This is a genomic window from Microvirga lupini (assembly GCF_014191055.1).
In the GTDB taxonomy this organism is placed as follows: domain Bacteria; phylum Pseudomonadota; class Alphaproteobacteria; order Rhizobiales; family Beijerinckiaceae; genus Microvirga; species Microvirga lupini_A.
On the sequence record NZ_JACHWB010000002.1, the window covers coordinates 114609 to 127274 of the forward strand.

Consider the following 12666-nt stretch of genomic DNA (forward strand, 5'->3'; position numbering starts at 1 on the left):
ACGCTGGACGATCCTTCGAGACGCAGCCTCACGGCTGCTCCTCAGGATGAGGGCTGAGGTAATAAGATGGGGATCCACGGAACACGTCCGGAGATGACACCACCTCTCACGCAACCGGTGAAAAGCGGCCAACCAATTGATGCCGGTCGCCCGGGTAGGTGATCCGCGCTTCGGTGACGAAGGCGCCCGCCTGCCACGTGCGGCGCTCCAGCACGAGACACGCGGTTCCCGTCTGAACACCAAGCCGCTTGGCCATCGCACCATCCGCATTCACCGCGCGAACGATGTGCTCCGCATCCGTCCAGGGCACGCGCCGCAGCAGCCATGTGCCCGGGGGATCGTCCTTGAAGGTCTCCTTGTCGGCCTCGGGCACGGTGGCGAGGTTGATCAGGCGCTGCTCTAAGGCCTGAGGCACGTCATCCATCACATGCAATGTGGAAAGACAGAGCATCCTGGTGCCTGCCGGCAGGCCGGTGCGTTGCGCCGCAGCGGCATCGATGGGCTCGATGGAGCGGTGCAGGATCTTGAAGCGGTACTCGACCCCGGCGCGGGCCGCCTCAAGGGCGAAGTCCTGGATCTGCAGCACGGCCTGCTGGCTGCTCGGCTCTGCCACAACGGTTCCTGCGCGGCGCCGGCGTGTGATGAGGCCATTGGCGGCGAGCGTCGAGAGCACCTTGTTCACGGTCATACGCGAGCAGCCGTATTCGGCCATCAGCTCATGCTCGAAAGGAATGCGGTAGCCCGGCGCCCATTCGCCGGACATGATCTTGGCCTCAATGTCGTCGCGGATGCGCTGGTGCAGATGTTTCATGCCGTCGCCGTCGTCTCTCAGGCCAGGATGCGCGCCATGGCGCGGGCGTAACGGGCGCGGATCGCCTCGCGGTTCACATGCCGGCCGCTCATGACCACGGCTCTGCCTGCAACAAACACTGTATCGATGGCGGACTTACCGGCCACGAAAAGGTAGGAGTCGATCCAACGGTCGCCAGAGACGGCAGCGAGGTCCGGGTGATCGCCATCGAGCACGACAAGATCGGCGCGGTTGCCTTCAGCGATTGCACCGATCCGTCGACCGAGCGCCTGAGCTCCGCCTGTCAGAGCCTTCTCGTAGAGGCTGCGCCCCGTCGACTGGCCTTCGCGCTCCGCCAGGACATTGCGGGCGCGGTGCTTCAGGCGCTGGCTGTACTCGAACTGCTTGAGCTCGCCGGCTGCCGAAATCTCGATGTTGGAATCCGACCCGACACCGAAATGTCCACCGGCTGAGAGATAACTGACGCCCTCGAAAATACCGTCCCCGAGATTGGCCTCGGTGATCGGGCACAGGCCCGCCACGGCACCGCTTGCGGCGATGCCTTTCACCTCCTGCGCGTCGAGATGCGTCGCGTGGATCAGGCACCAGCGCTGATCGACAGAAGCGTGATCGAGCAGCCACGCCACCGGGCGCTGCCCCGACCAGGCGAGGCAATCCTCCACCTCCTTCACCTGCTCGGCGATGTGGATGTGGATCGGCCCCCTGCCCGCCATGGCGACGACATCTCTGAGGCTCTCCGGCGTGACCGCGCGCAGGCTGTGAGGCGCGATGCCGACGACGGCATCATCGACTTTCGCCGCGGCCTTGCGGGCGCCTTCGACGAGGCGGGCATAGCTCCCGACATCGTTGATGAACCGGCGCTGCCCCTCCGAGGGCGCAGCACCGCCGAAACCGCCCTGTGCATAGAACACCGGCAGCAGCGTCAGGCCCATGCCGGTGTCCTGCGCGGCCGCTGCGATGCGCCCGGAGAGCTCCGCGATATCGCCGTAGGGGCGGCCTTCGGCATCGTGGTGGAGGTAGTGGAACTCGGCCAACGCCGTAAAGCCGCCCTCCAGCATCTCCATCATGGTGAAGGCCGCGATGGCCTCCACATCGTCCGGCGTCAGCGAGCCGAGGAAGCGGTACATCACCTGCCGCCATGTCCAGAAGCTGTCCCCTTGCGGCCCGCGCGTCTCGGCGAGCCCCGCCATGCCACGCTGGAAGGTATGGCTGTGCAGGTTGGGCAATCCAGGCAGAGCGATCCCGGCGATGCGCTCCCGCCCCTCGGCTGAGGCGTCAGGCTCGACGGCAGCGATCATCCCACCCTCGATGGCGAGACCCACATTTCGGGCCCAGCCGCCCGGGAGGAGAGCATGATCGAGAAGGAACCTGCGCATCGCTATCACCTTTGCCGGGGCGGCTTGGCCACTGGCAGCCGCCAAAAAGCCACGCCGACCCGAGACCATCAAAACCGATCGAATACGTCTAGACAATATCGATCATTCGCGATTATGTATAGACATTATCGCTAAAGCACCGGAGCAGGAACATGCGCTTCGACCGGGTCTGGCTCAACGCTCGCCTTGCCACGCTCAAGGGCGACGGTCTTGGAATCGTCGAGGACGGAGCCGTTGCCGCCAAGGATGGCCGCATCGCCTTTGTCGGCCCGACGCAGGACATGCCCGCAGGCTGGGATGCAGAAGAGCGAATCGACTGCGAGGGCCGCTGGATCACTCCAGGGCTCGTCGATTGCCACACCCACCTCGTCTATGGCGGCGACCGGGCGCATGAGTTCGAGCTGCGTCTCAACGGCGCGAGCTATGAGGAGATCGCCCGTGCCGGCGGCGGCATCGTCTCCACCGTCAAAGCCACCCGCGCGGCGAGCGAGAACGAGCTTGTGGCGAGCGCCCTGCCCCGCCTCGACCATCTGATGGCCGAGGGCTGCACCACTGTCGAAATCAAATCGGGTTACGGGCTCGACCTGGAAACCGAGGCTCGCTCCTTGCGTGCCGCGCGCCGCTTAGGCGAAGAGCGCCCCGTCTCCGTCACCACCACCTTCCTCGGTGCCCATGCCCTGCCGCCCGAAGCGAACGGCGACAAGGATGCCTTTATAGAGAAGGTCTGCCGCGAGATGCTGCCGGCCTTGGCGCGTGAAGGGTTGGCCGATGCGGTCGATGCCTTCTGCGAGGGCATCGCGTTCTCGCCCGCGCAGACCGCGCGGGTGTTCGATGCCGCCAAGGCACTTGGCCTCAAGACCAAGCTTCACGCCGACCAGCTTTCCAACCTGCATGGCGCAAAGCTCGCGGCCGATCACGGCGCAGTCTCGGCCGATCACCTCGAATACACCGATGAGGAGGGCGCTGCCGCTATGGCGAAGGCCGGCACGGTGGCGGTGTTGCTGCCGGGCGCCTTCTACATGCTGCGAGAGACGAAAGTTCCGCCGATTGCCGCCTTCCGCAAGGCCGGCACCCGCATGGCGCTGGCGACCGACTGCAACCCCGGCACCTCGCCGCTGACCTCTCTGCTGCTCACCATGAACATGGGCGCGACGCTGTTCCGCATGAATGTCGAGGAATGCATCGCCGGCGTCACCCGCGAAGCGGCCCGCGCACTCGGCAAGCTCAATGAGATCGGCACGCTTGAGCCCGGCAAGAGCTGCGATCTCGCGATCTGGAATATCGAACGGCCGGCGGAGCTCGTCTACCGCATCGGCTTCAACCCGCTTCACGCCCGTGTCTGGAGGGGACAGTGACACATAATGGAATGCTTCACCCCGGCTCCGTGTCTCTCGCCGACTGGCGCCGCGTCTATCTCGGCGCAGACGTCACCCTCCATCAGGATTGCCGTGCCGCCATCGAGGCCGGCGCGAAGACCATCGAAGCCATCGTGGCCAAGGGTGAGCCGGTCTACGGCATCAATACCGGTTTCGGAAAGCTCGCGAGTGTGCGCATCGGCACCGCCGACCTCGCGACGCTCCAGCGCAATATCGTGCTCTCGCATGCCGCCGGCGTCGGCGAGCCGCTTCCTGTTTCTGTCGTTCGTCTGGTGATGGCCCTTAAGCTCGCGAGCCTCGCTCAAGGGGCATCGGGCGTGCGGTGGTCCACCATCGAGCATCTGACCGCCTGCCTGCAGGCGGGGCTCATTCCGGTCATTCCCGGCCAGGGCTCGGTCGGCGCCTCAGGCGATCTCGCCCCGCTGGCCCATATGACCGCAGCCCTCATGGGCGTCGGCGAGTTCTTCGTCGATGGCGTGCGCGTGAAGGCGGAAGCGGCTCTTGCCCGCGCCGGTCTCACACCACTTGTGCTCGGGCCCAAGGAGGGCCTGGCGCTTCTCAACGGCACGCAGGTCTCGACTGCGCTTGCCCTCGCAGGCTTGTTCGAGGCCGAGCGCGTGTTCCAGGCAGCGCTCGTCACCGGAGCGCTGGCGACCGATGCGGCCAAAGGATCGGACGGGCCGTTCGACGCGCGGATCCAGAAGCTGCGTCGCCATCGCGGCCAGATCGAGGTGGCAGCTGCGTTACGCGCCTTGATGCAGGGCAGCGCCATTCGCGCATCCCATCTCACCAATGACGACCGCGTGCAGGACCCCTATTGCCTGCGCTGCCAGCCGCAGGTGATGGGTGCGGTGCTTGACCTGCTGCGTCAGGCAGGAGAGACGCTGGGCACCGAGGCGAACGGCGTCTCCGACAACCCGCTCGTGTTCTCCGACACGGGCGAGGTCATTTCCGGCGGCAACTTCCATGCGGAGCCGGTGGCCTTTGCTGCCGACATGATCGCCATGGCGCTGTGCGAGATCGGCTCGCTGGCCGAGCGGCGCATCGCTATGCTGGTCGACCCGGCGCTCTCGGGTCTGCCTGCCTTCCTTACGCCGAAGCCCGGTCTGAATTCCGGTTTCATGATTCCGCAGGTGACGGCGGCGGCGCTGGTCTCCGAAAACAAGCAGCGTGCCTACCCAGCAAGCGTCGATTCCATTCCCACCTCGGCCAACCAGGAAGACCACGTGTCCATGGCCACCCATGGCGCACGCAGGCTCCTGCCGATGGCGATGAACACAGCCAATGTCATCGGCATCGAGTACCTCGCCGCCGTCCAGGGCTGCGACTTCCACGCTCCGATGACGTCGAGCGCGTCCCTTGAGCGTGCCCGTGCCCTGCTGCGTGCGCAGATTCCGCATCTCGACGATGACCGCCATATGGCGCCCGAAATGGAAGTGGCCACGGCTCTCGTCGCCTCGGGAGCGCTCGCGGATGCCATTGGCGGCGATGTGCTGCCGCTGGTCACGGATGAGGCGGCGCGATGAGCAGTGCCATTCCCGATTGGCTGACCGTCACCCGTGGCGACGCGCCCCTCGTGGTGAGCCTGCCACACACCGGCACGGACATCCCGGCCGAGTATGAACGCGACCTCGTCTCACCCTGGCTCGCCCGCAAGGATGCCGACTGGTGGATCGAACGGCTCTACGACTTCGCCGCCGGCCTCGGCGCCACCGTGATCCGCACCACGATCTCCCGCACGGTGATCGACGTGAACCGCGATCCATCCGGCGTGTCGCTCTATCCGGGACAGGCGACGACGGAGCTCTGCCCGACGACAACCTTCGACGGGGAGCCGCTCTACGAGCAGGGCAAGGAGCCGACGACCGAGGAGGTCGCCGAGCGCCGCGCCCAGTTTTTCGATCCCTATCATGCAGCCCTCCGCACCGAGATCGAGCGCCTGCGCTCCCGGCACGCCGACGTGGTGGTCTACGATTGCCACTCGATCCGTTCGGTCATTCCGCGCCTGTTCGACGGCACCCTGCCCCACTTCAACATCGGCACCAATGGCGGCACGACCTGCGCTCAATCTCTAAGCGATGCCATCGAGAAGATCTGCGTCGGCAGCGGCTTCAGCCGTGTGGTCAACGGCCGATTCAAGGGCGGCTACATCACGCGCAGCCTTGGGCGCCCTGAGGCCGGTGTCCATGCCGTCCAGATGGAACTCGCCTGCCGCGGCTACATGCGCGAACCGCTTGGGCCCGTCTCCGAGGGCAGATGGCCGACCGCTTACGACGAGGCCTATGCCGCGCCTATGCGGGCCACGCTCACTCTCATTCTCCAGACCTGTCTCACCTTCGCCCATTCGAACGCTTGAGGATCATCCCATGACCCGCATCGACAACGCCCGCGTGATCCGCGCCCCCCATGGTACCGACCTGTCGGCCAAGAGCTGGCTGACCGAGGCGCCCCTGCGCATGCTGATGAACAACCTCGATCCGATGGTCGCCGAGAAGCCCGGTGAGCTCGTGGTCTATGGCGGTATCGGCCGCGCCGCGCGCGACTGGGACAGCTTCGACCGCATCGTAGCGGCCCTGAAGAACCTCAATGAGGACGAGACGCTGCTCGTGCAGTCGGGCAAGCCCGTCGGCGTGTTCCGCACCCACGCCGATGCGCCGCGCGTGCTGATCGCCAATTCCAATCTCGTGCCGCATTGGGCCACTTGGGACAAGTTCCACGAGCTCGACCGCAAGGGGCTCATGATGTACGGCCAGATGACGGCCGGCTCCTGGATCTATATTGGCACCCAGGGCATCGTGCAGGGCACCTACGAGACCTTCGTGGAGGTGGGCCGCCAGCACTATAACGGTGATCTCTCCGGCCGCTGGATCCTCACCGGTGGCCTTGGCGGCATGGGCGGCGCGCAACCGCTCGCCGCGACGATGGCGGGAGCCTCGTGTTTGGCAGTCGAGTGCCAGCCGAGCCGCATCGAGATGCGCCTGCGCACGGGCTATGTGGACCAGCGCGCCGACACGCTCGACGAAGCGCTTGCCATCATCGAGCAGTCCTGCCGCGACAGGAAGCCCGTGTCCGTTGGACTTCTCGGCAACGCCGCAGAGATCTTCCCTGAGATCTACCGGCGCGGCATCCGTCCTGACGCTGTGACGGACCAGACCTCGGCGCATGATCCGATCAACGGCTACCTGCCGAAGGGCTGGACGCTCGCCGAGTGGGAAGCCAAGCGCGAGACCGATCCCAAGGCCGTCGAGCATGCCGCCAAGCAATCCATGGCCGAACACGTTCGCGCCATGCTGGATTTCTACAAGGCCGGCGTGCCGACCCTCGATTACGGCAACAACATCCGCCAGATGGCGAAAGAAGAAGGCGTCGACAACGCCTTCGACTTCCCGGGCTTCGTACCGGCCTATATCCGCCCCCTCTTCTGCCGCGGCATCGGGCCGTTCCGCTGGTGCGCGCTCTCGGGCGACCCGGAGGACATCTACAAGACCGACGCCAAGGTGAAGGAGCTGCTGCCCGACAACAAGCACCTGCACAACTGGCTCGACATGGCCAAGGAACGCATCAAATTCCAGGGCCTGCCCGCGCGTATCTGCTGGGTTGGCCTCGGCGACCGTCACCGCCTTGGTCTCGCCTTCAACGAGATGGTGGCCAAGGGCGAATTGAAGGCGCCGATCGTGATCGGCCGCGACCACCTCGATTCCGGGTCGGTCGCTAGCCCGAACCGCGAGACGGAGGCCATGAAGGACGGCTCGGACGCCGTCTCCGACTGGCCGCTGCTGAATGCGCTGCTCAACTGCGCGTCGGGCGCCACCTGGGTGTCGCTGCACCATGGCGGCGGCGTGGGTATGGGCTTCTCGCAGCATTCCGGCATGGTGATCGTCTGCGACGGCACGACGGAAGCGGCCAAGCGCGTCGAGCGCGTGCTCTGGAACGATCCGGCGACCGGCGTGATGCGCCATGCGGATGCGGGCTACGACATCGCCATCGATTGTGCCCGCGAGCACGGCCTCAACCTGCCGAGCCTGCGCTGATGATGGCGAGCGTCATCCGCAACGAGGATCTCGTTCGCGTTCCCTGGAAGAATGGTGGCGGCACGACCGCGGAGGTCGCCGCCTTTCCCGAAGGCTCCGGATTCGACACGTTCGGATGGCGCATCAGCATGGCGGATGTCGCCTCCGACGGGCCGTTCTCGCTCTTTCCGGGGATCGACCGCACGCTGATCGTGGTCGAAGGCAACGGCATCGAACTCGATGTGGAGGGCATCGCCTATCGGCTCGACAAGGCTTCCCCCAAGCTCTCCTTCTCCGGCGACGACATCACGACCGGCCGGCTCCTCGGAGGACCGATCCGCGACCTCAACGTCATGACCCGGCGTGGGCAGTTCCACCACCGGACGCGGTTCGTGGAATCCGGCGTGGCGCTGCTGGCCGAGGGAACCGACGTGGCGTTCCTCGTCGCCCTGGACGGCTCGTTCGACGTGACCCTCGATTCGACGATCCATTCGCTTCAGGTGCTCGACACGCTGATGCTGGAGGCAACACAGGATCTCGTCCTGCTCTCCGGCACAGGCCGGGCGATCCTCGTCGAGATCGCGCCCGAAGCGCCGGCATAGCAGATCAATTTTCGGCTTATGGTGCCCAAAACAGGAGCAAGATGAAATGTCTATACATTTGACATTGCCGCTCCGGCATGGTGCCATTCGCGCACTCATAGAAGAACGCCGCCCGAGAGATGAAACCTTCCAGGGGAACGGTCGGCAGAACGAGTCAGGGAACTGAAAGAACGGAGGCTGCAATGAAGGCTTTATTGGGTGGTTTGGCCGTGTTGGCGCTGGCGGCAGGGTCCGCCTCGGCGCAGGAGACGAAGGTGGCTGTCGGCATCTCGGGCTGGACGGGCTTTGCGCCCCTGACGCTCGCGAAGGAAGCAGGCATCTTCAAGAAGAACGGCCTCGACGTGACGATCAAGAAGGTGCCGCAGGCCAGCCGCCACCTCGCCATCCAGTCCGGCGACATCCAATGCGCCGCCACCACGGTGGAGACCTGGATTGTCTGGAACGCCAACGGCGTGCCCACCAAGCAGATCTTCCAGCTCGACAAGAGCTTCGGCGCCGACGGCATGGTCGTGCGCAATGACGTGGGCTCGATCAAGGACATCAAGGGCAAGCAGGTGGCGGCCTCCGCGCCCGGCACGTCGCCCTACTTCGTGCTCTCCTGGATGCTGAAGAAGAACGGCCTCTCGGTGAAGGACGTGACCGTGGTCAACATGGAGCCGGGCCCTGCTGCCCAAGCCTTCATCGCCGGGCAGAACGATGCGGCCATGACCTACGAGCCTTACCTCTCGTCCGTGCGCGCTGCGCCGCAATCCGGCAAGATCATTGCAACAACCCTCGACTATCCGGCCGTGATGGACACCTTTGGCTGCACGCCGAAATTCCTCACCGACAACCCGAAGGCCGCCAAGGCCCTCGCCGACAGCTATTTCGAGGCCCTCGACATGATCGCCAAGGATCAGGCCAAGGCCTACGAGATCATGGGCGCGGACGTGAAGCAGACGGGCGAGGCTTTCGGCAAGTCGGCTCAGTTCCTGCGCTGGCAGGACCGCGAGGCGAACAAGAAGTTCTTCGCGGGCGAGTTCAAGACCTTCTCGGCCGAAGCCGCCGACCTGCTGCTCGAGACCGGCATCATCAAGCAGAAGCCGGATATGGAAGCGCTGGCCGACACCAGCTTCATCCAGTAACGCATTCTTGCGAAGGCGGTCCGATTCCATGCGGGCCGCCTGATCATTGTGTCATCCTGGCGGTCCGAGCATGTGCTGCGGACCGCAGAGCGGATCCCCTATGCCTCGTCCTCTCGAACCCGTCAGCCAGGGCGCGCGCGTCACGCTCGGCATCTCCTTCTTCGTCCTCTTCGTGGCGGCCTGGGCCTTCGCGACCCTGGGCGGCTTCGTGTCGCGCACGTTCCTCGCCGATCCGATCACCATGCTGCAGGACGGCTGGCTGCTGCTCACGCGCTTCGGGTTCCTGGGCGACATCGGCATCACGGTCTGGCGCGTGGTCGGCGGTTTCGTGCTCGCCGCAGCCATCGCGGTGCCGCTCGGCATCATGATGGGCGCCTACAAATCCTTCGAGGCGTTCCTCGAACCCTTCGTGTCCTTCGCCCGCTACCTGCCTGCCTCGGCCTTCGTGCCGCTTCTCATTCTCTGGGCCGGCATCGGCGAGATGCAGAAGCTGCTCGTCATCTTCATCGGCTCGGTGTTTCAGATCATCCTCATGGTGGCGGTGGCTGTAGGCAACACGCGGCGCGATCTCGTGGAGGCTGCGTACACCCTGGGCTCCAGCGACCAGGGCGTGGTGAAGCGCGTGCTCATCCCGGCGAATGCGCCGGAGATCGCCGAGATCCTGCGTCTCGTGCTCGGCTGGGCCTGGACCTATGTGATCGTGGCCGAGCTCATCGGCTCCTCGTCGGGCATCGGGCACATGATCATCGACAGCCAGGCGCTTCTCGCCACAGGGCAGATGATCTTCGGCATCATCATCATCGGCATCATCGGGTTGATCTCCGACTTCCTGTTCAAGGCCGTCAACCGAACCCTCTTCCCGTGGAGGCTCGCATGAGCAACACGATCCTCCAGATCGACAACGTCTCGCGCGTGTTCCCCGGCGTGCGCGGCGGCGCGCCCGTGCGGGCGCTCGAGCCCACGAACCTGCAGGTGGGGCAGAACGACTTCATCACCATTCTGGGCCCGTCCGGCTGCGGAAAGTCGACGCTCCTGCGCATCGTTGCGGGTCTCGACCGGCCGAGCAACGGGCGCGTGCTGCTCAACGGGCGCGAGATCAAGGGTCCCGGTGCCGATCGGGGCATGGTGTTCCAGTCCTACACCCTGTTCCCGTGGCTGACGATTGCCGAGAACATCGCCTATGGCCTGCGCGAGAAGGGCGTGCCGAAAGCGCAGCGCCAGGAGATCGTCGCCTCCTATACCGAAAAAGTGGGCCTGCGCGGCTTCGAGAACCATTATCCCAAGCAGCTCTCCGGCGGCATGCAGCAGCGCACCGCCATCGCCCGTGCGCTCGCCAACGATCCGGAGATCCTGCTGCTCGACGAGCCCTTCGGCGCCCTCGACAACCAGACCCGTGGCCTGATGCAGGAACTGCTGCTCGGCATCTGGGAGCGGGAGCGCAAGACGGTGCTCTTCGTCACCCACGACATCGAGGAAGCGATCTTCCTCGCCTCCCGGGTCATCGTCATGTCGGCCCGCCCCGGTCGCATCAAAGCCGATATCCCAGTCGACCTGCCCCATCCGCGCCACTACCGGATGAAGACCACGCCGGAATTCTCTGCACTGAAGGCACAGCTGACGGAAGAGATCCGCGTCGAGGCCATGCAGGCGGAAGGCGTCCACTGATATTGTTTGCGGGCGCGACGCGCTTCCGAGATATCCCTTCCGGATGAATTGACCCGGTGCCCCCGTTCAAGAGACGCTTCGTGTCTCTGAGCGGGGAAGGCATGATGCTCAAGCGCCTGTTAGCCGGATCCATCTTCATCGCGAGCCTGTCGCCCGCCATGGCCGATATCATGATCGACCAGGCCATGATCACGGGTGGGGAGTTGCGTGTTGTCGGACGATTGAGCAAACCGCGACAGGCACCGATCACGCTCGACGAGAAGCATCAGACGAGAACGGATGCCAACGGACGCTTCACCTTCCGTCTCGCCTATCATCCCGCCACCTGCATCGTGAATCTCCAAGCTGAGGACGAGCAGCGTCAGGTGGTGATCGGCTTCTGCGGCCAGAGAGGCCCTGCGGCTGCGGCTGCAGCCATTCCTCCCGCCCAGCCTGGACCGGCCGGCCCGACGGGGCCTCAAGGCGAACCTGGACGAGACGGAGCCCCAGGTCCGCAAGGACCCGCCGGGCCCGGAGGACCTCCCGGCCCGCAGGGTGTCGCCGGTGAGATCGGGCCGGTTGGCCCGCCCGGCCCCCAGGGCGAACCCGGTCGTGATGGTCCTCCGGGACCAGTCGGCCCCATGGGTCCGCAGGGTCCTGCCGGCCCTCCTGGACCTCCCGGCAGCCCGGAGACACGCACGATCGCAGAAGGACAACCTGGCCCCGTTGGCCCGGCAGGCCCCGAAGGACCGCCCGGACCTCCGGGCCCACAGGGTCCGCAAGGTCTGGCGGGACATCAGGGTCCCCATGGGCCTCAAGGCGTCCCGGGACCGAGAGGGGAGCCGGGTCCGGCCGGGCCAGCGGGACCCGCAGGACCTCCGGGACCTGTTGGAGCCCTCGGCATGGCCGGGCCTGCAGGCCCTCCCGGCCCCCAGGGCATTGCCGGTGAGATCGGACCTATCGGCCCTCCTGGCCCCCTGGGCCCGATCGGCCCTGCCGGTCTGACAGGCCCCGCTGGACCGCCCGGGCCTGAGGGCAGGACAGGCCCGGAAGGCAAGCCAGGCTTGGCAGGAACGATCCTCAGGGTTTTCGTGCAGGAATGCGCCTCTCAGGCTCGCTGCACGGCCCGCTGCGATGAGGATGAGTATCCGGTCAACGGCACCTGCAACCGCGGCGACCAATTCGGCATGGACGAGGCGGGCGTATACTGCTTCTCCACGACCGAAAGCCCCAAGGGCATGATCGCCCGGGCGATCTGCGCGAAGAAGTAGCTCAGCGCACGGCGCGTTGAGCGCTGCGAGCCCGCAGGGCTGGTTCCTCGTAGGGAGCCGGAGCAAAGGAGCTGTTGTGCGGGTGCGGGGTCCAAGCCTCGCCTGACGAGGGCACCGCCTTCAGCACACCGGACCAGCGGAGCTTGAAATGGCTGGCCGCCTTCGCATTCTTGAAGCCAACAAGCCCCCAGGCGTCGAGCAGGTGGTAGAAGTCGCACGCGCCGCCATGCTGCTCCAGCCACGTGACGACCTCAGGCCTCAGGCTCTTCCCCTGCTCGCTCCATACGTCCCAGTCATTGACCATGTAAACGAACGGCCAGCGCTTCGCATAGGCATCAATGCCGTAGGAGGCGGCCGAGGCCATTTCGTCATCCCGCCATGTCTGACGGATGATTTCCTTCAGTGATGTCAGGTCCGTCATCGGGGCATCCAGCTCGGCATCATCCAATAGG

The 12666-nt window shown here is 65.6% G+C and carries 12 protein-coding genes; 9 read left to right on the top strand and 3 right to left on the bottom strand.

Features of this window, described 5'->3' with window-relative positions; genetic code table 11:
* Window positions 1–106: 106 nt before the first annotated feature.
* Window positions 107–811, bottom strand: coding sequence for a histidine utilization transcriptional repressor HutC (gene hutC / locus FHR70_RS07585; protein ID WP_183448788.1), 705 nt, complete (start codon window positions 809–811; stop codon window positions 107–109).
* Between the two features lie 17 nt (window positions 812–828).
* Window positions 829–2187, bottom strand: a complete 1359-nt coding sequence (locus tag FHR70_RS07590) for a formimidoylglutamate deiminase (RefSeq protein ID WP_183448790.1) — start codon at window positions 2185–2187, stop codon at window positions 829–831.
* A 152-nt stretch (window positions 2188–2339) separates the two neighbouring features.
* Here FHR70_RS07590 and hutI point away from each other — a divergent pair, with 152 nt between their 5' ends.
* The 9 genes from hutI to FHR70_RS07635 all read left to right on the top strand — a co-directional run bounded on the left by hutI (window position 2340) and on the right by FHR70_RS07635 (window position 12214).
* Window positions 2340–3542, top strand: a complete 1203-nt coding sequence (hutI, locus tag FHR70_RS07595; RefSeq protein ID WP_183448792.1) for an imidazolonepropionase — start codon at window positions 2340–2342, stop codon at window positions 3540–3542.
* Window positions 3543–3553: 11 nt separating this feature from the next.
* Window positions 3554–5089: a histidine ammonia-lyase gene (gene hutH / locus FHR70_RS07600; RefSeq protein WP_183450140.1), complete on the top strand. Its 1536-nt coding sequence runs from the start codon at window positions 3554–3556 to the stop codon at window positions 5087–5089.
* A complete protein-coding gene (hutG, locus tag FHR70_RS07605) occupies window positions 5086–5919 on the top strand; it encodes an N-formylglutamate deformylase (RefSeq protein ID WP_183448794.1) in 834 nt (277 codons plus the stop codon). Before hutH ends, hutG begins: the two co-directional genes overlap by 4 nt.
* A gap of 10 nt (window positions 5920–5929) precedes the next feature.
* Window positions 5930–7594: a urocanate hydratase gene (gene hutU, locus FHR70_RS07610; RefSeq protein ID WP_183448796.1), complete on the top strand. Its 1665-nt coding sequence runs from the start codon at window positions 5930–5932 to the stop codon at window positions 7592–7594.
* Window positions 7594–8175 (top strand): HutD/Ves family protein, encoded by a 582-nt coding sequence (locus FHR70_RS07615; RefSeq protein WP_246407941.1) that lies wholly within the window; start codon window positions 7594–7596, stop codon window positions 8173–8175. The genes hutU and FHR70_RS07615 overlap by 1 nt, the downstream gene beginning before the upstream one ends.
* A 182-nt stretch (window positions 8176–8357) precedes the next feature.
* Window positions 8358–9299: an ABC transporter substrate-binding protein gene (locus tag FHR70_RS07620; RefSeq protein ID WP_183448798.1), complete on the top strand. Its 942-nt coding sequence runs from the start codon at window positions 8358–8360 to the stop codon at window positions 9297–9299.
* A 100-nt stretch (window positions 9300–9399) separates the two neighbouring features.
* The gene (locus FHR70_RS07625; protein ID WP_183448800.1) at window positions 9400–10176 is read left to right on the top strand and encodes an ABC transporter permease; all 777 of its coding nucleotides are present in this window, start codon (window positions 9400–9402) and stop codon (window positions 10174–10176) included.
* The gene (locus FHR70_RS07630; protein WP_183448802.1) at window positions 10173–10964 is read left to right on the top strand and encodes an ABC transporter ATP-binding protein; all 792 of its coding nucleotides are present in this window, start codon (window positions 10173–10175) and stop codon (window positions 10962–10964) included. The genes FHR70_RS07625 and FHR70_RS07630 overlap by 4 nt, the downstream gene beginning before the upstream one ends.
* A gap of 80 nt (window positions 10965–11044) precedes the next feature.
* Entirely contained in the window at window positions 11045–12214 is a 1170-nt protein-coding gene (locus tag FHR70_RS07635) for a hypothetical protein (protein WP_210277542.1), read from the top strand.
* 1 nt (window position 12215) lies between these two features.
* On the opposite strand, the gene FHR70_RS07640 is transcribed toward FHR70_RS07635, so the two are convergent.
* Window positions 12216–12635, bottom strand: a complete 420-nt coding sequence (locus tag FHR70_RS07640) for a hypothetical protein (protein WP_183448804.1) — start codon at window positions 12633–12635, stop codon at window positions 12216–12218.
* Between the last annotated feature and the right edge of the window lie 31 nt (window positions 12636–12666).